At 34.0% G+C, this 23636-nt stretch carries 15 protein-coding genes; 2 read left to right on the top strand and 13 right to left on the bottom strand.

Annotated elements, in window-relative coordinates; translation table 11 throughout:
• Positions 1-179: 179 nt before the first annotated feature.
• From NTX22_01475 to NTX22_01440, 8 genes are all read right to left on the bottom strand, one after another.
• A complete protein-coding gene (locus NTX22_01475; GenBank protein ID MCX6149174.1) occupies positions 180-458 on the bottom strand; it encodes a Txe/YoeB family addiction module toxin in 279 nt (92 codons plus the stop codon).
• A complete protein-coding gene (locus NTX22_01470; GenBank protein ID MCX6149173.1) occupies positions 448-729 on the bottom strand; it encodes a type II toxin-antitoxin system prevent-host-death family antitoxin in 282 nt (93 codons plus the stop codon). Before NTX22_01470 ends, NTX22_01475 begins: the two co-directional genes overlap by 11 nt.
• 311 nt (positions 730-1040) lie before the next feature.
• Positions 1041-1763 (bottom strand): SPOR domain-containing protein, encoded by a 723-nt coding sequence (locus tag NTX22_01465; GenBank protein ID MCX6149172.1) that lies wholly within the window; start codon positions 1761-1763, stop codon positions 1041-1043.
• Between the two features lie 10 nt (positions 1764-1773).
• The gene (gene miaB, locus NTX22_01460) at positions 1774-3123 is read right to left on the bottom strand and encodes a tRNA (N6-isopentenyl adenosine(37)-C2)-methylthiotransferase MiaB (protein ID MCX6149171.1); all 1350 of its coding nucleotides are present in this window, start codon (positions 3121-3123) and stop codon (positions 1774-1776) included.
• A gap of 91 nt (positions 3124-3214) precedes the next feature.
• Positions 3215-3367: a hypothetical protein gene (locus tag NTX22_01455; GenBank protein MCX6149170.1), complete on the bottom strand. Its 153-nt coding sequence runs from the start codon at positions 3365-3367 to the stop codon at positions 3215-3217.
• Between the two features lie 131 nt (positions 3368-3498).
• The gene (locus NTX22_01450; GenBank protein MCX6149169.1) at positions 3499-6585 is read right to left on the bottom strand and encodes an endonuclease; all 3087 of its coding nucleotides are present in this window, start codon (positions 6583-6585) and stop codon (positions 3499-3501) included.
• A 306-nt stretch (positions 6586-6891) separates the two neighbouring features.
• Positions 6892-9381, bottom strand: coding sequence for an Ig-like domain-containing protein (locus NTX22_01445; protein MCX6149168.1), 2490 nt, complete (start codon positions 9379-9381; stop codon positions 6892-6894).
• A gap of 20 nt (positions 9382-9401) precedes the next feature.
• A complete protein-coding gene (locus tag NTX22_01440) occupies positions 9402-10349 on the bottom strand; it encodes a hypothetical protein (GenBank protein MCX6149167.1) in 948 nt (315 codons plus the stop codon).
• Between the two features lie 336 nt (positions 10350-10685).
• On the opposite strand from NTX22_01440, the gene NTX22_01435 reads away from it, so the two are divergent.
• Complete coding sequence (locus NTX22_01435) at positions 10686-12077, top strand: NAD(P)/FAD-dependent oxidoreductase (protein MCX6149166.1); 1392 nt, start codon at positions 10686-10688, stop codon at positions 12075-12077.
• 36 nt (positions 12078-12113) lie between these two features.
• On the opposite strand, the gene NTX22_01430 is transcribed toward NTX22_01435, so the two are convergent.
• From NTX22_01430 to recN, 4 genes are all read right to left on the bottom strand, one after another.
• The gene (locus NTX22_01430) at positions 12114-12542 is read right to left on the bottom strand and encodes an OsmC family peroxiredoxin (protein MCX6149165.1); all 429 of its coding nucleotides are present in this window, start codon (positions 12540-12542) and stop codon (positions 12114-12116) included.
• Positions 12543-12650: 108 nt separating this feature from the next.
• Entirely contained in the window at positions 12651-13781 is a 1131-nt protein-coding gene (hemW, locus tag NTX22_01425; GenBank protein ID MCX6149164.1) for a radical SAM family heme chaperone HemW, read from the bottom strand.
• Between the two features lie 167 nt (positions 13782-13948).
• Positions 13949-14431 (bottom strand): NUDIX domain-containing protein, encoded by a 483-nt coding sequence (locus NTX22_01420; protein ID MCX6149163.1) that lies wholly within the window; start codon positions 14429-14431, stop codon positions 13949-13951.
• A gap of 238 nt (positions 14432-14669) precedes the next feature.
• Positions 14670-16370, bottom strand: a complete 1701-nt coding sequence (gene recN / locus NTX22_01415; GenBank protein ID MCX6149162.1) for a DNA repair protein RecN — start codon at positions 16368-16370, stop codon at positions 14670-14672.
• 278 nt (positions 16371-16648) lie between these two features.
• Between recN and NTX22_01410 the strand changes: the two genes are divergently transcribed.
• Complete coding sequence (locus tag NTX22_01410) at positions 16649-21124, top strand: lamin tail domain-containing protein (protein ID MCX6149161.1); 4476 nt, start codon at positions 16649-16651, stop codon at positions 21122-21124.
• A gap of 62 nt (positions 21125-21186) precedes the next feature.
• Here NTX22_01410 and NTX22_01405 read toward each other — a convergent pair whose 3' ends face one another.
• On the bottom strand, positions 21187-23277 hold the full coding sequence (locus NTX22_01405) for a YCF48-related protein (GenBank protein MCX6149160.1): 2091 nt from the start codon (positions 23275-23277) through the stop codon (positions 21187-21189).
• Between the last annotated feature and the right edge of the window lie 359 nt (positions 23278-23636).

The raw sequence follows: 23636 nt of genomic DNA, 5'->3' as shown, positions 1-23636 counted from the left end.
CAAGCATCACTATCTCTTAATATATTCAGGAAGTTAACTACAGTTGTAGTTGCGAAAAAGAAACTACAATCAGTTATATTTTTTCTTCCCTCATTGGCGTGTTTATATTACCCTTTTTATTATCATTGTGTTAACACATCACGGAATGATCCGTGACGAGCAGGAACGTTATATTGCCTTTAATAATGATATTTGCATTGGATAAAGTTAATTTTTTCATCGCTTACAACATAAACAATGCGATGTTCTTGCGTAATTCTTCGAGACCATACACCACTACTCAAATAGCGAAGAGACTCTGGCTTGCCAATTCCTTCAAAAGGATTTCGTAATATTGCTTCTACCATCGTTAATATTCTCAATGCAACTTTACGATCAACTTTTATCCAATATGCCAGGTCTTCTCTGAATTCGGTGTGAAATATACTTAGGCGTTCTTTCGGGGTTTTATTTTTCAAGACCAAATTCCTGTTTAAGTTCTTCAAGTGACTGCGGAGTTTCGCTATCCTCTTGAACTTTCAATAATGCATTTAATAATCTGCGGGCATTTTTTGGTGAACGAAGCAGATGCGCTGTTTCTAAAATACCAGATAATTCACTTTCCGAAACCAATGCTACATTCTCAGCATTTTTCCGATTAATAATTACAACTTCTTTATTAAGTGAAACCTCATCTAATAATTTTGCAAGATTAGCGCGTGCTTGTGTATATGTTAAACTAATTGACATTTTTAAGACTTTCCTATTGTACAGATACAATGTACATTTAAAAACCAACTTTTCCAATAGATTTTATCTAAAGCATTTGGTAATATAACACCGTTACCAACTAAGGGCGCCCAAATATGAAATGATTCGTGACGAGCAGGAAGCAAGTGAGGTTTTGCCTGATCCTGTTCCAACGAATAAAATTTCTGAAGGCATTTATAATTGATTGTTTTTGAATTTCAGTTGTTGATTATTGCAAACTTATCGCTTACGCTAAGGTGAGTTCATGTTTGCACTGTTAGTGTTGCAATGAACTGTATTGGGATATAATTTTATTCTAAGCTAACAATTCTGCCATCAATTTTAGCATTCTTTCTTAAATCTAAAAGAAAAGTTTTTGCTTCCTCGTTGGTTGTAAATTTTCCAACATTAACAATAAAGAAGTTGCTTCCACCAATTTTTTTTTCTTTTACTTCCGAAGTAAATCCATTATCCAAAAATGTCTTCTTCAGTTTTTCAGCATTATCCTGTACTAAAAATGCTCCTGCCTGTACTGTGAATTTATAAACTTCCTTTTTGGTTATTAATAATTTAGGCGTGTTAGTATTTTCATCTTTTTCATTTTTATTACTGATGGTTAATTTTTCATCAACATTTCTATTATCGATTGCTTTCAGATAGGAAGAAGAAGGAAAATTTGTTTGTAATTTTTCTAAATAATTATTTGCAGTTGTATAATTTCCAAAAGCAAAATAATAGGAATAAATCTGGAAAAGGACTGCATCGGCATATTTGCTCGTAGGATATTTTCCCCAAATAGATTTGTACTTTTCTGTGGCTGTCTTTCCATCCTTTGTTAACAAAGCATCCAGATACATTACAGAGGGATTGTCTGGATATTGTTGCTTAAGAGTTTCTAAATCAGCGGCAGCGGTATTGAAATCACCGGATTCAACTTCTTTCAGTTGTTTTTCAATATTTATTTCCTGCGCAAAAGATGAAACAGCAATGAGGAAAAAAAACAATAAGAATAAATCTGTTTTTACTGCATTCATTATCCTATTCCTAAGCAGTTATTGGAATTATTTCTTCCCTGGCAAGAACTATATCAATCAAATTTCCAAAAAGAGTTCCGGAAGTTGCTCGATTTATTTTCACCTGAACGTAATCACCTTCTTTAATTTTATCGTCATACGGAAAAATAACAACCTTGTTGGAATCAGTTCTGCCCGCTAAGAATAAATCGGATTTCTTACTAAATCCTTCAACCAATATCAATTCTTCTTTTCCAATTAACGATTGATTAATCTCGAAAGAAATTTTTTGCTGCAGATCGATAATCTCACTCAAACGTCTTCCTTTTATTTCTTCGGGAACATCATCTTCAAGTTTGAATGCTTTAGTTCCTTCGCGGGGAGAATATTTGAACATATAAGCTCCATCATAGCGGACCTGTTGAATAACTTCCAAAGTCATCTGATGATCTTCCTCTGTTTCAGTAGGAAAGCCGGAAATAATATCTGTAGAAAAGCTTACACCCGGAATAATCTGCTTTGCCTTTTCAATTAGATTAAGATAATGCTCAATCGTGTAAGTTCTATTCATCAAATCAAGAATTCTGTTTGATCCAGATTGAACCGGTAGATGGATGTAATTGCAAATATTTTTATTCACAGCAATTGAGTGAAGTAATTTATCAGAAAGATCCTGTGGATGTGAAGTAGTAAACCGGATTCTTAACGATGGATCAACTAAAGAGCAAGCGGAAAGCAGATCAGCAAAATCATTTTCATTATCCAGGTATGAATTTACATTCTGACCAAGAAGCGTAACTTCTCTAAACCGGCGGGTTGAAAGCTCTTTTATCTCTTCAATAATTGAATGCATTGAACGGCTTCTTTCCCGACCGCGAGTAAATGGTACTACACAAAATGAACAAAACTTGTCGCAGCCACGCATAACAGAAATCCATGCTTGCAATCCATCTTCTCTGTACGGAATAATATCATCATAAGTTTCCGTTCTGGAAAGACGAACGCCAATTCCTTTTTCTCCATTAAAAGCAACGTCAATATATTCCGGCAGACGACGATATTCATCGGGACCGACTACCAAATCAACTATTTTTTTATCTTCAATCAAATCTTTACGAAGACGTTCTGCCATACAACCTAATATTCCAACCACTAATCCTGGTTTACTATCTTTAAGTTGTTTAAAACTTCCCAATCTGCCATAAATTCTTTGTTCAGCATTATCGCGTACACTGCAAGTATTTAATAAAACAACATTTGCTTCATTTGCATCTTTTGTAATTTGATAGCCGAAATTTTTAAGGATGCCCATTACAATTTCCGTGTCAGCAACATTCATCTGGCAGCCGTAGGTTTCTATATAAACATTATTCTTATCCAACACTTCCTTTCTTTTGATGATAAAAATATAAAGATTAGAAAATTGCTTTACAATTCAGATTTTTATTAGAAGTTAACAGATTGGTAAAAAATCAAACATTGGTTAAATAGTAAAGAATGATATTCAAAACAATAAAGGAGAGAATTCCAAGAATTATTAAGAAAATTCTTTTCGATCTTTTTCTTTCCTGAAATATTTCGCCACCTAAGCTAATATTATTACCCGATTTTATAAATCCGAACATTTAATTCTCATTTTCTCTTATGCAAACATGAATAAAACAAATTAACCTAAGTGTGTCTTTCATCAAATTCTGATTGTAATAAAATTCTCCAAAACAAAATAAAATTTATTTTTGATTTGACACAACTAAATTTACCTTAATAGTACCATTTTTTTAATACTCAAATAATTACCCGCTTCCAACTTATAAAAATAAACTCCGCTGCTTAAATCGCTCCCATCAACTGAAATATGATGTTTCCCAGCTTCCTGAATCTCATTTACAATTGATTTAACAGTTTCCCCAAGCGTATTAACAATAGATAGTTTAACATAAGTTTGCTGGGGAATTGTATAAGCAATTGCTGTTGTTGGATTAAATGGATTAGGGAAATTCTGCTGCAACGAATATTGCATTTCTGTTTTTACTTCAACCTCTACATACGATGAATAATTATATGATCCATTAAAATCGATTTGTTTAAGTCGGTAAGAATACTTTCCATCACTTAAATTTTTATCTAAAAATTGATAATGCGAAATATTAGTTGAACTTCCTTTCCCATTTACAAAACCAATTTTCTGCCAATTGCTATTTGTGGAAGTAGTTTGTTGATCAATTGTAGTTGATCGTTCAATATCAAATCCAAGATTATTTGTTTCAGTTGTTGTAATCCAGTTTAGCGCAACCTTGTTGTCTGTAAAATTAGCTTTGAAAGATGCCAGCTCAACAGGTACAGTTGTTTTTACTGTAACTTGGGGTACGGTTCCATCGATTTTATAATTGATGGTTCCACCAACATCGTTATAAGAAAATATTTTGAAATAATAGTCTGTTGTTATAGAAAGTCCGGAAAAAGAATAAGTATCCGGATCATTATAATTTATATTAACAATGGCAGATCCATCAGAAAGATTAAGGTCATTTGTATATAATGTTCCATCTACCGGATCTGAAAATACATTTGTAATATTTGCAACAATCATGTAGCCGGAAGGTACCTGGCTGCCAAATGCCGCATCAGTCCAACCAAGATTAATCGCATGATCTGTAAATGATAATGCACTAAATGCTGTAACATAATTTGTTGGTTCGGTAGCAATTGCCTGTTGAAATATTCCAGTTACAACAATGTCATCTATACCAATCCATTCATCGCTACCGGCAGCATTTGTTGTTATAATTCTAAATTGAACTAAAGACTTATTCTCAGCATCTGCGGGTAAGGTAACATTTATTGGCGTTACTAAGGTTGCCAGACTCGGTCCTGTGGAAGCATCAGGAATGTAACCAGCCGGTAAATTTATGAAATTACCTGTATTTCCAATCCTATAATGTAATGCAACCTGTTGAATCGCATTATCAGCAGAACCATCTAAATCTCTTGCATTATATGTAATAGTAATTCCTGAATAACCAGTTGTCGTTACATTTAATAGAAGGAACGGGGCATTAGCACTTCCAGAACCATTTAAAGCTATTGTAGGATTTGAATTTTCAAATTCTGCAATACCACCAGAAGTATAAGTATTTGGATTGGTTTGATTTGCCCAAAGATTTATATCAGTTGTGGTACCATCAACCAGGATAGTCTGTGGATCAACTCCAGTAGTTGCTGTTAAACCATTCCCTTTATAACCAACTATTCCAGAAACACCTGACCAATCATTATTGGTAGATATCATTCCTGTATTTGTCCAGTCTTGGCTAAGTAGAACAGTAATTGCACCACCACCACCAGAAGTTAATCCGTTTGTTGAAGGAGTTGTTCCATCAGACTTATAATTGATTTGAGTACCTGATCCATTATAAGAATATAGTCGGAAATAATATGGTGTATTTTGTGGAAGATTTAGAAAAGTATAATTGTCCGCTGCTGCATAGCTAATATTTATTATGGCATTACCATCCGCAAGATTTACATCGTCAGAATAAGTTGTACCATCAACTGGCGCACTAAATGAACTTTGACATTTACCTATTAAAAGATATCCGGAAGGAACTTGTCCGCCTGCTAAAGCATCACTCCAAGAAACTGAAATGGAATTAGTTGTAACAGCATTAGTTGAAAAACCAGTTGCATAATTGGATGGTTCGGCAGCTAAGATAATTCCACCGGTTGTTGTTGCGGTTGCAGATGGAATTGGAACATCAGTTTTATAATTGATTTGTGAACCAGTTCCATTATAAGAATATATCCTAAAATAATATGGAACTCCGGGAGTAAGTAAACTAAAAGTATAATTATCCGCACCAGAATAAGAAACATTTATTGTTGCAGATCCATCAGATAAATTTGTGTCATCTGAATAAGGAAAACCATCAACTGGAGAAGTAAAAGTATTAGTGTTACTTGCAAAAATAAGATAACCTGAAGGAACTTGATCTCCGGTTAGAGCATCCGTCCAGGATAAAGAAATTGAATTATCAGTTATTGATCCTGTAGAAAAATTTGTTATATAATTAGTCGGTTCTATAGCAAGAGTTTGCCCACCACTTATATAAGTAAGATTACTAAAGTTTATATAAGCTGCATATTCGGGATGATCTACAAAAGGATTACGATTATTTTGAATTGAATAAACATAATTGTTTCTTGCAAGTTCCCAGGCATCCGGAGGATCCTGTTGATTCCATTGTTTCAAAACTGTTTGATCCTGAAAAGAAGGTAATTGCCAGTTATAACAAACTGCCATATACATTAATGCACGTGCAGCATCTCCCTTATGCGAATTTCTTGGTTCATAAACAGTGTTTCCCAATGCATCTTTGCCAAATTTAGCTTCCAAATAAAAGGATGTTACTGTCACTACAATTCCCAATGGATAGTTATTTCTAACGCCATTCGCTTTATTCTGATTTGTTGGGAACAGATGATGCTGATCAGAATATTGTGGTGTACCAGCCCCTCCAGTTGGCATCCAGCTCTGGCACCAGGTATGTTCTCGACTATAAGTAGACCACGTAAATGGTGGAGTATAAACATAGTTTTCACCACTGTAAACACAGGTTACAACTTTCTTTCCACCAGTTGTATCTCTCGAAGCAAAATTCGCGATGTTGGTTTCATCAAATTGGTCATATGATATAACGGTGTGAGGATTTATTAAATTATGTAATTGCGAAATAAAAGCAGGATCGGAGGTGTTGATGCTATTATAATAACTGCTTTGTGCTATTACAAATATATTTACAAGTAAAAGGACAAAGAATGTTTGAACTGATAAGATTTTTTTCATAAAATAATTCTACTTTAAAAATGACACTGGTTTATAACTTTGATTTAAGCGGAGACAAATTTAATAAAAATCTTGGATAGTTATTAAAGAAGATTGTTATTTATATACTTAAAATTCATATTTGCAGCATTTAAAGAAGTATTTAAATTGAATTTATTAATTTTATTAAAATCTCCGTTGTTGATGTATAAAAATATTTTCTGTTTGCCAATCTACCTGAATCAATTACAATTTTATTATCGCAAAATAATTGTAATTTATAAACGATAAATAATTATTTCGATTAGCAAGGTATTTGTATACTTATTACCGGATCAACAACATTTTTTTACTATCAGAAAATTTTTCCGCCTTCAATTGATAAATGTAAATTCCACTCGGTAACGAATTAGCTTCAAAGCTAATACTATAACTTCCTGCTTGCTTATTTCCTTCAACCAAAGTTGATACTTCCCTCCCCAATACGTCGAAAATCTTTAATGTTATAAATGAATTTTCCGGCAGCTGATACCTGATAATCGTAGTTGGATTAAATGGATTTGGATAATTCTGCTTTAATAAAAATTTTGATGGTAAAGCTAATTCATTATCATCAACACCTGTCCATGCCTTTTTTACTATTCTCAAATCATCAAAATAATATGTGCCGGTATTTGTGCTGCCTGGAGTATAAGTCATTTGGAAACTATCAAACCTCAACTTTCCATCCAAACTACCGTTGCCAATCCAGGTTCCCAGAGAATCCTGAGTTAAATTCCATTGGATTAATTTCCAGCCGATCCAATCAACTTTGTACCATTTGCTAACTTCATATGTACTGGTTGCGCCACCAACATTATCATTCACGCAAAATCTAACTTTATTTCCATTTCCATCACCAAAAACATAAACCTGTAAGAAATTGCCGAACGAATCGAATTGAACACTTTTAGGTGTCCCACCAGATAGATATTCACGGATTATCCATTCATTTGCAGAAGTGTCCCATCCATAATTAAAGCACATGCTTTGGGTACTTTTGGTTACATAGTTAAATATTTTTTTATCGGCATTGAAGTTAGTTTCCGATGTTAGAATTCCACTTGTGGTGCCGCTTTGCTGAGGCTGCCACCAATTTGTAAGAAAAGCACCGTCAAAGTTTTCAATTATTGTTGAACCCATAAAATACCAGGCAGGTTTAAAAATAAATTTACTTTCACTCTGAATTTCATTTCCATATACATCACTAACATTTGGAGAAACGATTATTTCATAAGCTTCACCCCGTAGTAATTCGGAAGTCGGGAAAAATTGAAGCACACTTTTTTCGCCAACCACGAAATATTTTAACACTCCGGCTACTGTTGATTGATCGGAACTTTTAACAATTTTTATCTTGCCGGATAATCCTGCTGTACTAAGTGGTTCATTAAAAGAAACGGAAATGATCGGTTGTGCTTCAATTTCCATATCGGTGGATGCTGGTCGAACATCAATAATTACTGGTGGAAAACTATCCTGAACTTTTGTTGTAACCGAAAATGAAAAATCATCTCCACCTATTCCATCAATGTTTCCATCAAAAGGATGATCATATTTATCAGTAGAATTTCCAGAAACAGTAAACGAATAGTTTAAATTGTATTTCAGACTGTCAGTTTTAATTGTTAATTTTTTATCTCCATCGCTCCATACAAATGAAATGAAACCAGAAGGCTGCATCGTTAAACTGCTTTCAACAGATGATGTGTTCATTGGGCGACTAAATTGAATTATTATGTTATCCTTACCGGGGTAGATTGAGTCAGCCGCAGGTATAACCGATAAAACCACAGGTGGAGTGAATGATACCAGCTTGATATCTTTGAAGGTAAAAAAATCGTTTTTGATATAAACTTTTGTAGAAGAATTAATGTAACCATCTGCCTGAACTTCTACCAGAACTGAATCGTTTGGCAAACTTTCAACAAAGTAAAAACCATTTCTTAATTGAGTTGGATCATTACTATAATTTTTAAAAACCGATTCGTAGGTATCAGTTGTGTAAATTTTATCGCCAATCTTTATAACGGCACCGTTTATTGCCAATCCTGATTCAAGGTCAGAAATTATTCCAGCACAGATGCCCACTTGTGGACGGGCTATTTTATGGTAATCAAGGATTGACCAGTACAAAGAATAAGCTTGAAGTTTCTTGTATTCAGCATTCATATTAAGTTGGTTCTGCCCTGGATTTGTATGATAACCGGCTTCACTTAATTCCGAAGGCATGATTGTTTCTCTGTTTACGTGGAGATATGGACCAATCCAATCTTGTGTACACGCACCATAAAAATGACAATCACCAATCGAACCGGATGTTTTACATCGCATGGCATCTGTAAGTAGTTTTACCATAATATCACTCATTGCCATTCCACCATTAGGAACTTTTTCCGTTCCGTTGTAATACATGCCCCATAATAAAAGTGTATTTGTAGAATTAGGATCTCCTGCATCGCTATGGATTGAATGGTACCATTGTGTATTTAGCTGATTTGCTAAGCTTGATCTTTGACTTAAACCAACACTCTCCTGATCGTTTGTGCGCGATAAATAAACTGTGTCAATATCAGTTGTATTTAATAATAAATCGCGGAGATAAATCGCCACTCTAAGATTCTTTTTTGCTTCCGAAAGATTATAAACACCCATATTTTCATTCTGGCTGTGTCCAGGATCCAAAAAGATATTCCAGCCGCTCAAACCTGTTACCTGTGCAAATAAGGAACTAATCAGAACAAATTTGATAAACAATAATTTATATAAAAACTTCATTTCAATATTCCTTAAGTAAGTTATCTGGTAATTTCAATTAGATAAATCGAGCCGCTTTTCATATCATTAAAAGCAATCCTTCTTCCATCCGGAGCCCAGCAAGGATTCATCTCGATCATATCATCAGAAAAAGTGATTTGAGTTTTTTCCGTTCCATCGCTCTTTATTGTAAATATATCTGAAGCTAAAAACTGGTGACCATCATCTTGTGTATTCATATAAACTAAATAATTGCTTTCCGGCGACCATTGTGGTCTTTCTCCTTTTCCTAAATCAATTAAACCGATTCCAGAAATATTCATTGAAAACATATTCCCGCCATAAACCTCAAATGCAGCTTTTGTTTTATCGGGTGATAAAACGAGATTAATGTATTGAGCACCAGGAATTGGATCAAGTTTTACAAATTCATTTGTTAAAGGATTACCGTAATATATTTCTGTGCCTTCCTGCCATAATTCTTTATCTGGGAAAATTGATTTTCCCAGGTTGGAATTTTTGATTCCAGTGTTAATAATTTCCATTTTATTTTTGCCAGGGAACATAATTTGTCTATCAGAGGAAATGAATCTTGGTAAACCTGAAGTAGAAGAACGATAATCTATTAGTATTTTTTCAACCATTTCATCAATTTGGAAGAGTTTAACAGCACTAATTTCTTTCTTATCCTCAAATCTGCTAACTCTCGCTAATATTGATTTGGAATCTGCTGACCAGGAATATCCGTAACCGGCGGCTGGTTCATCAGTTATTTGTTTAGTTGATTTATTTTGAAAATTATAAACATAAATTCCGAGGAAATTTTCTTTAGTAAATGCTAAATTCTTTCCATCAACAGAAAATTTTGGTGAAATAAAAGTTTCCCCGTTATTGGAAAAAAGCAATTGGGGCTGTCCAATCGGGGTTATTGTTTGAGCGAAAACTTCCAGTGTATGGAAAAGTAAAAAAAGTGCGATTATTTGTTTCATAAAACTTCCTTAATGAACTTCATTAAAACATTACAGTATTAAAAGGCAATGCTAAAATACAAATATTATGATTCAGTTCTTAATCTTAAAAGCCACCACTACAACCGGGTTGGAAAAACGAAACAATTATTTTGAGTAAATAACTTCATCGTTTCAGACAAAAGTGGTAAAAATCACAAAACTGTAAAATCAAGAATCAAACTATTAAAATATTTTGCTTTTCTACCTGATACTATTATATTTTAAGTAAAGGGCAATGAAACACGCATCGTGAAATTTTATTTAACTTTTAAAAGATCAAACAGTTTAAACGGATATATAAAGCGAGGGATGAAAATGGTTACTGACGAATTCCATAATAATGGTAAAGAAAAGATTTGCATAGTTGGCTCCGGCTTGGTTGGTTCTTTACTATCAATTCTTTTAACTCAACTTGGATTTGACATTGATATTTTTGATAAAAGAAAAGATCCAAGACAAGATACTCTAACACGCGGTAGAACTATAGCAATGTCTATTTCTGCAAGAGGTTGGAAAGCATTAAAACAGGCTGGGATTTATGATGAGGTAAGGAAAAATGCAAATCCAAAACATAGTCGAATGGTTCATTTATGTGATGGGACAATACAAACATACAAGTATGGAGATGGCACGCAAGCCATCAATACCATAAATAGAAAATATCTTAACATTACTCTTATTAATGCTGCAATGGCAACCGGAAAGGTGAACATTTATTTTGAGCATGAATGTGTTAATTTAAATCCAGATACCGGTGATATTTTTTTAAAGGATATTAAAACTGATCAATCAATCCAAAAAAATTATACAAGAATTTTTGGTACTGATGGTATTTTCTCAAATGTATGCGAATTGCTTACTAATAAGGGTCTGTTAAACTTTACACGAACAACTCTTTCTTATGGTTATAAGGAATTACAAATACCTGCTAATCAATTAGGTGATTTTGCACTTCATGGTAATTCGCTTCATTCCTGGCCCAGAAAAGATGGAGTTCTTGTTGCATTCCCAACTATAGAAAAAGAATTTGTCTGTACATTATTCCTGCCGTTAGATGGTGAAAACTCACTTGCAGCAATAAACAGTGAGGCAACTTTAATGCAGTATTTTAATTCAAATTTTCCGGATGTCATTCCTCTTATGCCAAATTTGAAGGAGGATTATTTCAAGAATCCTGCTTCTACATTAACAACAGTAAATGGCTCACCCTGGAATTATAAAGACAAAGTTCTACTAATAGGGGATGCAAGTCATGCAATTCTTCCTTTTTATGGAATGGGAATGAACATTGGTTTTGAAGATTGTACTTTTTTTATAAATTTGTTAAAAAAGAATAACCTTGATTTCACCAGAACTTTTGAAATGTACAGTCCGCTTAGAAAGCCAGATACAGATGCGATGGCAGAATTATCATTTAACAACTTTAACAGCATCGGAGCCAGTCCGGATCATACTTATCAGTTGAAGTGGGAATTAGAAAGAAAAATTTGGGAACTGTTCACTGGAAAGTGGACACCATCCTATGTGCTAATTGCTTTTACACATACACCGCTGGCAAAAGTTATTAAGATAAAAGAAAGACAGGATAAAATTTTGGATGACATTGTCCGGTCCCATGATAATATTGCTAACTTATCCGGCAATTGCCTAAAGGAAACGATTGAAAATTACTTATCAGAATTATCTCCGGTTGAAGTAGTAACTTAAAGTATGGGCGAATAATTGATTCGCCCTAACAATAGTTTATACTTTTAATTTTGCATGAAGTATTATTTCTGTACCAGTCAACACCCTGGAAACCGGACAGCTTTTTTTTGTTGCATCCGCAATTTCCTGGAATTTAGCTTCATCAATTCCTTGTGCTTCTACTTCAGTAAAAACTTCTATCTTTGTAATGGAAAATCCATCACTTCCCTTTTCAATGTACACTTTATCTTCAGTAGTAATTTTTATTTCAGTAAACCCTGCTTTTGCTAATCCACCGGATAGTGCCATAGAAAAACATCCCGCGTGTGCTGCTGCAATCAGTTCTTCCGGATTAGTACCAACTCCTTCTTCAAATCTTGAAGTGAATGAATATTTACTATTAACGGTGCCTGTTTCAGTTTTTAAAGTGCCATCACCTTTTAACAAGTCACCATTCCAAATTGCTGTTGCTTTACGAATAGGCATTAAGATCCTCCAAATTATTTTGTTTGTAAATACAAAATCAAAACAAATAAATGCATCAAATTAGTTTCAAAAATATAGTAAATGGTAATAATTTTAAACTCTTAGTTCTTATAAAATCTTTTCCAGAATCTTATCACATAAAGCGTAACCTTTTTGTGTAAGTGTTATCATATCCTTTTTAATATGAAGCAAACCTTTTCTTTCAAGTGATTTTATGTTTGTCATACTTTCATTCAACCATTTATCGCCAAATTTCTCTTTCAACCCATTAAGATTCAGTCCATCGCTGCGCAGCGCAAGCATTACATATTCGCTTAACATTTGCTCTTCGGTTAATATTTCTGAGTTTGCCATTGCCTTACCTTTTTCATCGATGCTTAAAAGATAATGCTTCAAGCTGGAGAAATTCCACCATCTTTTACCGTTTATAAATGAATGCGCAGAAGTACCAAAGGAAAGATAATCTTTGTAATGCCAATAAGAATTATTGTGTCTGCATTCATAACCTGTTTTTGCATAATTAGAAACTTCGTACTGGATAAATCCTTTTTTATTCAGGTAATCCATAGTTAAATGATAAATCTCTCCTTCATAATCAGAATCCTGCAATTCTACTTTACCATCAAGAACCATTTTATTTAAGATCGTTCCTTTTTCCAGGATTAAGCTGTAAGCGGAGATGTGTTTGATGGGCAGAGAAACTGCTGTTTCCAGATTTCTAAGCCACATATCCTTAGTTTGCCCCGGGATATTAAAAATCAAATCGATACTAATATTTTCGAAGCCGACTTCCGAAGCATCGTTGATTGTTGTTAAAGCTAATTGTCTGTCGTGTATTCTTGTTAGAAATTTTAATTCATCATCATTAAAGGATTGCACACCAATACTAATTCTATTAAATCCAACTTCCTTAATTTTTTTAAGTTTTGATTTATCAACTGTACCGGGATTAGTTTCAAGAGTAATTTCGGCATCATCTGAAACAGGATAATAATTTTTAAGACAGGAAATTAAATCACCTAAATAATCAGGTTCCATCAGCGATGGTGTTCCACCGCCGAAAAATATTGAAGTAAAATTTCTTCCTTTCTGAAATTCATTAGAATAATTTATTATCTCTTTTGTAATTGCACCAAGATAATTTGCAACATTATCTTTTGTAACAATAGAATAAAAATCGCAGTAAATACATTTATGGTCGCAGAATGGAATATGTACATATAAGGCGGATTCTTTCAAAAAATTTCCTCTCTATAATCAGAAATTAGTACAAATAAACAGTAAACAAACGAACTTATGCTAACTAAGAAATAACTCTGCTCTTGATCTTGATCTTTTTATTTCCGATTCAATTTTTATTGAATGAATGAAGTATAATTTAGTTTTTCAAGAAACTAATCTTTCCATCACTCCAACAATCCGAGATTCTGTAAATGAAGTTCCAACCTCTCAATCAATTTTATTTGTGCAGCTTTTATTTTTTTCCTTGCATCCTGTACTGAGAAAAACTGTGCCTGATCAATCTCCGGGAATCGAATCTTTTTACCAAAAAGCGGGGGCCATTGAAGTTCCACCATACTTCCGGAATTATCAACTTTAAAATCAGAATTTTCTTCACAAGCCCAGGCATGAACCACTTTGCCATTTTTTTGAATGATTGATCCAAGTGGTAGAAATTCTCTGCCATTAAAATCAATTCCAATTTCTTCCTTTACTTCGCGCAAAGCACAGATCAAATAATCTTCACCATCATGCACTTCACCTTTAGGAATTCCCCAATGTCCATCATCCTTGTTTTTAAAGAATGGACCGCCTGGGTGAACTAGAAACAATTTCAATTTTTTCAATTCAATGCGATATATTAAAATTCCACAACTTATTTTCTTCAATATTAGTTCCCTTAGAATTTTTGTCAGGAAGCAGATTGCAATATACTATATCGTAAAGTGGAAATAGTTTAGTTAGAATCACTTAAACAAAAAACGTTATATGTAATCCAGATCCCTTTTTTTACACTAAGCTTAAATCTTCCCTTTTTGTGTGTACAAAAATCATTATTAAGAATATCATCTTCGTAGATGGTTTTAACATTGGTGTTTCATATTAAATGATTCAAGATAAATTTTCTCATATTCCCATCAATTCTTTAGCGCTTTTAAGACTTGCAGTTGTGATCTCTTCGCCGCTTAAAAGTTTTGCAACTTCGCGAACTCTTTCTTCTTTTGATAATTTCCTTATCGAACTCGTTACTCGTTCTTCGTTTTGAATTTTTTCAACACCGTAATGATGGTCCGCTAATCCGGCGATTTGCGGCAAATGTGTGATTGCAATTATCTGATGAAAAGAAGCTAACGATTTAAGATTCAGCCCAACTTTTTGTGCAACTCGTCCGCTTACTCCGGTATCAATTTCATCAAAGATAAGGAGCGGAAGTTGTTCGTTCTTGGCAAGGATGGACTTTAAGGCAAGCATAATTCGGGAAACCTCACCACCAGAGGCTACCTTTACAAGCGGTTTTGGATCTTCACCTTTGTTAGTAGAAATATAAAATTCAACTTCATCAATTCCACGATTATTGAATTTGTATTTTTTATTATTAAACAAAATAAAATTGTCAGACGGTTCTGCTGATTGTTGTTCAATCTTTACTTCAAACTGCGCATCAGAAATTCCAAGAAAGCTTAATGCTTTTATAGCTTCCGATTTGATGATCTGAGAAGTTTCCAAACGCTTTTTTGATAAACGACCAGCAACCTTTCCACATTCATTCTGCACTTCTATTATTTCATTATCCAATTCCGAAATTCTCTGAGCAAAATTTTCTGCAAGATTGAACTCTTCACCAATTTTATATCTATGCTCAATTACACTTTTTAAAGATCCGCCATACTTTTTCTTTAACAAGCTTATTGCACCTAATCTGTCCCTCACTTCTTCCAATCGTTCCGGTTCCAAATCAATTTTTTCTTTATAGGTTCTTACAAACTCAGCTATATCTTTTATTTGAGTTAGGACTGATTCACATTCATCTCTGGAATCAGAAAATGATTTATCAATTTTAGCTAATTCAATCAATTCATTTTTTATTTTTACCAAAGAATTATATACGGCGTTATCTTTGTCGTATATATTTTGGTAAATCTCATTTGTTGATTGCAGAAGCCGTTCTGCATTTTCAAGAATTTTTAATTCTTCAACCAATTTTTCTTCTTCGCCTTCAACTGGCGAAACGGAATCAATCTCCTTTATTTGATAGGCATAAAACTCTTTCTTTTCGCTAAGTATTGCTTCCTTAGCTTTTAAGATTTTTAAATCGTTCAACAAGGAAAGTAAATTTTGCCTTCTTGAATTATACTCAATCAAATCATCTTTATAATTTCCAAAGTCATCCAAGGTTTCAATATGCGTTTCACTTCGCAGCAGTGATTGATGTTCATGCTGCCCGTGAAGATCGACTAAAAAATTTCCTACATCCTTAATCAATGAAAGAGAAACCGGAGTGTCATTTATAAAACATCGGTTAGAACCTTTAAGAGAGATTTCTCTCCGCATTATTAATTCAGGCTGCACTTCCAAATCATTCTCTTCAATCAGCTTTTTTACGTTATCGTTTCCAGTTACATCAAAAATTCCTTCCACAACTGTTTTAGAAGCATACTTTCTAATTACTTCAGTGGTCGCTCGTTCTCCAAGCAGCAAACTCATGGCATCTATCAGGATGGACTTACCAGCACCGGTTTCACCGGTTATAATATTCAATCCTGCGCCAAAATCAACATTGATTTTTTCAATCAGAGCATAGTCTTGTATTTGAAGAGATTTAAGCATCAGCCCTTTTAATTATTCCTTTCGGAAATTTAATTTAATTAAGATGAAATTGAAAGAAGAAAAAATGGATGAAAAGAAGAATAAAGTTTTCCAGAGAATATTTTTCAAATTCAATGCGATTAAATAGTGTGGTATTTCTATCTCCTTAAAGTTATCTTTCTAACGATTATTGTTAGACAAAATATTTGCGAGAAGTATTTGGGAATTTAATCAAGCTTACTTCTTAAGACAATTATCAGTTATAAATTAACTCATTCACAAAATTGGAAATGAAAATAATGTCCAAAACAAAATTGCTCTTTATAATTATTTCATTCTCAATATTAGCCAGCAGCGTATTTCCACAAGAGATTCATTCTTTAACAAATAAATCCCCGCTAATTAGAGAAAACCAGAGTTCACAATTATTTATAAATGAATTTATGGCTAACAATATATTATCATATAAAAATCCTCTTGGTGAATACGAAGACTGGATAGAAATTTATAATTCCAGCGATGCGCCAATCGATCTTACTGGCTATTATCTGTCGGATGATCTTCAATCAATTAATTTCTGGAAGATACCATCCGGACAGCCAAGTTTAACAACCATCCCGGCAAAAGGATTTTTAATTCTTTATGCCGATGGAAAACCTGGGAAAGGTGCAGTTCATCTTAACTTTAAGCTGGATAATGAAAAGGAAAAGATTTTTTTAATTGACAAAGATGGTACAACAATTCTTGATAGCATTACTTATCAAAATCAATTTAGAGATATTTCATTCGGACGTTTTCCAGACGGCTATGCAAACTGGAATTATTTTATTATTAATTCTCATGGTTCTAAAAATCAACAAGGTTTTACTGGTTTTGCAAATCCTCCCAGCATAGAACAAGCCTCTGGATTTTATACGAACAATGTAACAGTTTCAGTTACTCCAAATATAAATACTGATAATATCTTCTACACGCTCGACGGATCGGATCCATCTGGGACATCATCTAAATACACAGTTCCTGTACAAATTAGTCAGACATCAATTTTCAAAGCAAGAACAATTAATCCTGGATTACTGCCAAGCCAAATTATTAGCAAAACGTTTTTTGTTAATGCAAATCATTCCTTGCCGGTTCTTACATTAATGACTGATCCTAAAAATTTGTTTGATCCTGCCACAGGAATTTATGTTAACAATAAAGATGGGCGAGAATGGGAAAGGTTTGCTGAGTTAGAATATTTCAGAAACAAATCTCTTGAATTCCACTCTCCGGCTGGATTGCGAATACAAGGAAACACTGGACCAAACGATTATAAGAAAAAATCTTTCCGTGCTTATTTTCGGAAAGGATATGGTGAAGACATGCTGAACTATCAACTTTATCCAAATGATTTGGTTGAGTCATTTAATCAACTTGTGTTTAGAGCCGGTTACGATGATAGCATGGAACCAACTTCCGATGGAAAAAATGCTACTGCGAATTTGCTCCGCGATCCGATTGTAACTGAGTTATGGAGGCAAACTGGTGGATTAACTCCGCAAAGCAGTTTTTGTGTTTTGTACTTGAATGAAAAATTTAATGGAATCTACGATATAAAAGAAAGTATTGATTTCGACTTTATCACTGATCATTTAAAATATTTGGATATGGATATTTTTAGAACAAGATGGGATTCTACGGAACTTGTTTATGGCAACCGGAATAAATGGCAGGAATTGGTAAGCTTTTTTCAGAATAATACTTTTGTAAGTGATGAGAAAATTGTTGAAGCTGGAAAGATTTTAGACTTAGATAACTTTACAACTCTTCAGGCTTTGGTTAATGGTTCAGAATATAATACGTGGGGATATGGTGTTTTTATGTTCAGAGAAAAAACTGATGCAGCTAAATGGCAATGGACTATCTGGGATGCTGACCGCTCTTATAATGATGTTAACTGGAATGGTTTTACTAATCAGTATAATCCGGTAGGATTATTTTTAGATAACCTGATAACAAAAAAACTTTTACAGAATCAATCTTATAAAATTAAATTTATTAATCGAATAGCGGATTTATTAAATACAACTTTTTCAGCTTCGAATGTAAACTCAATCATTGACTCGCTTGCGCAAAGCATTTCTCCAGAAATTCCGGCTGAAGTTAGCAAGTGGAATAATAGTGTTACCAAATGGAATGAGAATGTCGACTATCTTAGAAACTTTGCAAGTCAAAGACCAGCTATTGTTCGTCAACAAATGAACAATTATTTTCATCTTAATGGACTGGCAGAATTATCAGTTGATATTTCCAGTGGTAAAGGAACAATACAAATCAATTCCGTTAACATTAGTCAATTTCCGTGGACAGGAAATTACTTTAAGAATATTCCGGTTACTGTAACAGCTATTCCATCCACCGGTTACCGTTTTGTAGGATGGTCAGATCCTTCATTACCATCAAACCAATCCATCACTTTGAATTTAACGGGAGATAAAACTCTGGCAGCTATTTTTACAAAGTTGGGGAATTCTAATGCAGAACTTATAACTCCAAAACGAATTAGACCCGGACAACATTTTCCTTTTATTGTGCGGTTGCGGGACGATAACTGGGAAATAAATCCTATTGACCAGACACCGATGCAAATATTATTTAATGGAGCGCACACTGATACTACTATAAAAATAAAACGTGGTGCAGGTACCGGTGTTGTTCAAATCAATTCTACATCGGATTTTGTTTTAAGTGTTCAAAATGGGAACACACAACCAAATCAAAAGACAATTGAGATCTCTTCCATTCCAACAACCTCCTACTCAGGTACTCTTCCAATTGGTGATGTTGTGTGGGATAACACGGCAGACAGGTTAATAACTGGGAATTTAAATATTCCTGCAGGTTGTAATTTAATTATAAAACAAGGTACCTGGGTTGTGGTTAAAAAGTATATTAATTTTAATGTGCAAGGTAAAATAACTGTTGAAGGAACAGAGAATGAACCAGTTGTAATTACTTCTGAAAAATGGACTGAGCCCTGGGGCGGAATGGAATTTAAAACTGGTGTAGCTTCTTTCCGATATTGCATTGTTCTTAACGGAGGCGGCGATCAATCCAAAGGCAATCCAACAAGCGATGGTTGGCATACAGGTCATCAGCATATTTTTTTCGGAAAGGATAATTCTGAATTTAATTTTGATGAATGTTTCTTTTTGTATTCACCCGGTAAAGTTTTTGGCGCACAGGATAGCAAAGTAAATGTAACTAATTGTGTTACATCTTTTGTTTGGTTGGGTGGAGAATTTCATCGTGTGTTGTTAAGTTACAAAGACAGCCATTTGATGAATCTTCCGAATGATGACCACATTTATACTGAGGACATTGATACAGATGGATTCCACATCGATTTTGTTAATCCGAATTATCCACAATTCTCAGTTATTGATCACTGCTATTTTATTACCGGAAAAGATGATGCGATTGATCATCATTATGCAAGACTTAAAATTTCAAACTGCTGGCTGGAAGATTTTATTCATGAAGGTGTTGCTGCATCAGGTGGTGATACGGTAAAAATATTTAATACAGTTTCTCTAAAAAACGATCAGGGATTTGAAGCTGGATGGACTGAAAGCGGCGTTAACAAAGGTCCATTTGTATTTATAGATCATTGCGTTGCTGTTGATAATAATGTTGGTTTAAGAATTGGCGATAGTTATGATTGGACTTATAAAGATTTTATGAAAGTAACTAACTCTATCATTTATAATAACAAAGATAATATTTGGAACTACCTTAACAGCACCCACGCTCCGCTTGCTGGCGCTCTTGATATTTCTTATTCAATGACAAATGATGCCGACTATAATAATTCACCTGATTGCATTACTGGTGTGCCGCAATTCGATCCATACTATTATCTTGTATCTGGCTCGCCGGGAATCAATATGGGAATTCGCGGAACAAATTTGGGAAGAATTGATTCTTCAGAAATCAATTTAAGTTCTTTGGTGATTAATGAAATAATGTATAACGCTTCGTCTGCTATGAATTCCAAGGACTGGATTGAGCTGTATAATCCAAAGGCAGAAGACCAGGATATTTCTGGTTGGATTATTAAAGATGAAGACAGCACACATTCGTTTCAAATCCCATCCAATACGATAATTCCAGCAGGAGGATACTGGGTTGTGTGTGAGGATTCAATTACATTCAAACAAATTTATCCTGATGTGAAAAATTTTTCTGGAAACATTCCTTTTGGATTTGGGAATAATGACCAGGTTCGCGTTTTCAAATCAACTGGACAAATAATTGATAGTGTTGCCTATAAAAATTCGTTGCCATGGCCTGTTGAAGCAGATGGAAAAGGATACAGCCTGATAATTATTGATCCAAAAAAGGATCATTCACAACCAAACAATTGGACAAAATCAACACTGGCAGGCGGTTCACCTGGTAAATCAAATATATTAACAAGTATAGAAATAAAATCGGAAAAAGTTTTACCAAAGGAATTTGTACTCGAACAAAATTTTCCTAATCCTTTTAATCCAGGCACAACCATAAAATATTCTCTTCCTTTTGAAAGTAATATAAAAGTGATTGTTTACAATTCGATTGGACAAATTGTTAAGGAATTAGTAAATGGCATCAGACAAGCTGGTCAATATCAGACAACATTCGATGGATCTAAATTATCCTCGGGTATATATTTCTATTCAATGAATGCATCATCAATTAGTGGGAAAGAAAGTTACAGGTCGGTTAAGAAAATGATAATATTAAAATAAATCAAGGGGTTTGTTAAATATTTTTATAAATGACATCTGCGATGGAGGAGGCTATTCATTCTTTACTTCAACAATATCATCTTTTTAGTTTGGATAAAATCATCTGTTCTCAGGTGATAAAAATAAATTCCGCTTGAAAGATTGTTAGCATCAAATTCCATTTCATAATATCCCTTTAGTTTTTCTTCATTCACTAACGTAGCCACTTCTCTGCACAGTGCATCATAAACTTTTAATGAGACAAATCCTACATGAGGGATTTGATATCGAATAGTTGTGAGTGGGTTGAATGGATTGGGATAATTTTGTTCAAGTATAAACTCTTGTGGTTTAGTGCTGCTATTTTCTTCACCGACGAAAGTAGCACCACCATTTGTGGTTCTTAGAATTGTTCCATGATCACCTACAACTATCCCATTACTTGCATCTTTAAAAGAAACACTATGCAAATATTCTTCTGTTCCACTTGATTGTGAAGTCCAGATTGTTCCTCCGTTTGTAGTTTTCAAGATTGTGCCATAATCACCAACAGCAGTCCCATTATTTGCATCGGTAAAGGAGACTCCAAATAGATCGTTTGTTGTCCCACTTGTTTGCATAATCCAAGTTAGTCCCCCATTAGTTGTTCTTAAGATTGTCCCATTAAGACCAACAACTGTCCCGTTATTTATATCGGTAAAAGAGACACTATTCAAAATACGACCTGTACCGCTTAATTGGTATTTCCAGTCTACTCCACCATTTGTACTTTTGAATATTGCTCCATACAAACCAACAATAGTTGCAACACTTTTCCCACTTTGAGAGATAAATGAGACCCCATAAAAGGAAATGGTTGCATCGATGAAAGGCTTATTCCATGTTATACCTCCATTGGTTGTTCTAAGAATAACACTATTTGAACCAACTATTATCCCATCATTTACATCACTAAAGCTGACATCAAACAAATAATTTGTAGTTCCACTTTCTTGTTGTTTCCAAGTTATTCCACCGTCTGTTGTTTTAAGGATTGTACCTCCGGAACCAACGACGATCCCATCATTTTTATTTGTAAAGGAAACACCAAGTAATTTGTTTGTCATACCACTTATTTGTTTTATCCAGTGATTTCCTTTGTCTGTAGTTTTAAGTATTATTCCATTATCGCCAACTGCTATGCAATTATTTGTATCAGTAAAAGATATATCATATAGATAATTGATTGTTCCACTTGGTTGTAATTCCCATGTTATACCACCATTTGTAGTTCTAATGATAGTACCGTTCATACCGACGACAGTTCCATTATTTGCATCAGTGAAAGAAACGCCGTAAACATCGAGCGTAGTTCCACTAAATTGTTTATCCCAAGTTATTCCTTCATTAATGGTTTTTAGGATTGTTCCGTTAGAACCAACAGCTGTTCCATTATTTGCATCGATAAAAGAGACTCCAAATAAATATTCTGTTGTTCCGCTGGATTGTGAAGTCCATGTTGTTCCGCCATTAGTTGTTTTTAGGATTGGACCAGCAGCACCAACAGATGTCCCGTTATTTGCATCTGTAAATGAGACTCCAGTTAAATTGTTTGTTGTTCCAATTGGTTGTAGTTCCCATGTTTTTCCACCATTTATGGTTTTTAGAATTGTACCATTAACACCGACAGCAATCCCATTATTCAAGTCGATAAAAGAAACGCTTAATAAAGCATTTGTTGTCCCACTATGTTGTAATTCCCATGTTTTTCCACCATTTGTTGTTTTTATAATTATACCATTCCAACCAACTGCAAGCCCATTATCCGTATCGACAAAAGAGACTCCGTAAACAATGAGCGTAGGGTCACTTTCTTGTTTATTCCAGTTTATTCCTCCATCAGTAGTTTTTATGATTGTACCGTTCCAACCAACAGCTGTCCCATTGATTTCATCAATAAAAGTGACACCACACAAATGGTTTGTGGTTTCACTCGATTGTGAAGTCCATGTTGAACCACCGTTTGTCGTCTTTATAATAGTGCCTTCATTTCCGACAGCCCAGCCCGTCGTTGTAGAAATAAATGTTACGCTATTAAGCAAATTTCCCTGTGGTAATGGATTTTGCCAATCCCATTGTGCGTTTGTAATGCCAACAATGTTTACAAAAATTATAAATGCAAATATTCTATTCAAAAATCTTTCCCTTAATTAAACTAATAAAATTAGTCTTCGACTAAAATGCATAGTAACAATGAGGACAACATTTCGCTCCTGAAATATAAAGTTTATTTATTTAAAAGTATTTCCAACACAAACCAATTTAAATATTGATACTAATGATAAAAGATAGGCTAATTACCTCTCCCCTAATAAAGCATTGGAACCTAATCAGACTTATGAAAGATAATACCCACTAGTTATTTCATTGCCTCTCACGATTGATCAAAAAAGAAAGAGAATTATTTCTTACAGCTAACCAGTAAATAATTAAATAGATACAAGCATTAAACCAGGCAATAAAATCAACGGTTTTGCATTTAATGTGTATGTAA

It is taken from the genome of Ignavibacteriales bacterium (assembly GCA_026390815.1).
GTDB lineage: Bacteria > Bacteroidota > Ignavibacteria > Ignavibacteriales > SURF-24 > JAPLFH01.
Note: the sequence above shows the minus strand (reverse complement) of the source record. Positions and strands in the feature narration are given on the sequence as shown.

What these genes read in the sequence shown, in the direction of transcription:
- NTX22_01470 (MCX6149173.1), bottom strand. Translation starts at nt 729, where the DNA reads ATGTCAATTAGTTTAACATATACACAAGCACGCGCTAATCTTGCAAAA.
- NTX22_01465 (MCX6149172.1), bottom strand. Translation starts at nt 1,763, where the DNA reads ATGAATGCAGTAAAAACAGATTTATTCTTATTGTTTTTTTTCCTCATT.
- NTX22_01455 (MCX6149170.1), bottom strand. Translation starts at nt 3,367, where the DNA reads ATGTTCGGATTTATAAAATCGGGTAATAATATTAGCTTAGGTGGCGAA.
- NTX22_01450 (MCX6149169.1), bottom strand. Translation starts at nt 6,585, where the DNA reads ATGAAAAAAATCTTATCAGTTCAAACATTCTTTGTCCTTTTACTTGTA.
- NTX22_01445 (MCX6149168.1), bottom strand. Translation starts at nt 9,381, where the DNA reads ATGAAGTTTTTATATAAATTATTGTTTATCAAATTTGTTCTGATTAGT.
- NTX22_01440 (MCX6149167.1), bottom strand. Translation starts at nt 10,349, where the DNA reads ATGAAACAAATAATCGCACTTTTTTTACTTTTCCATACACTGGAAGTT.
- NTX22_01435 (MCX6149166.1), top strand. Translation starts at nt 10,686, where the DNA reads ATGGTTACTGACGAATTCCATAATAATGGTAAAGAAAAGATTTGCATA.
- NTX22_01430 (MCX6149165.1), bottom strand. Translation starts at nt 12,542, where the DNA reads ATGCCTATTCGTAAAGCAACAGCAATTTGGAATGGTGACTTGTTAAAA.
- recN (MCX6149162.1), bottom strand. Translation starts at nt 16,370, where the DNA reads ATGCTTAAATCTCTTCAAATACAAGACTATGCTCTGATTGAAAAAATC.
- NTX22_01410 (MCX6149161.1), top strand. Translation starts at nt 16,649, where the DNA reads ATGTCCAAAACAAAATTGCTCTTTATAATTATTTCATTCTCAATATTA.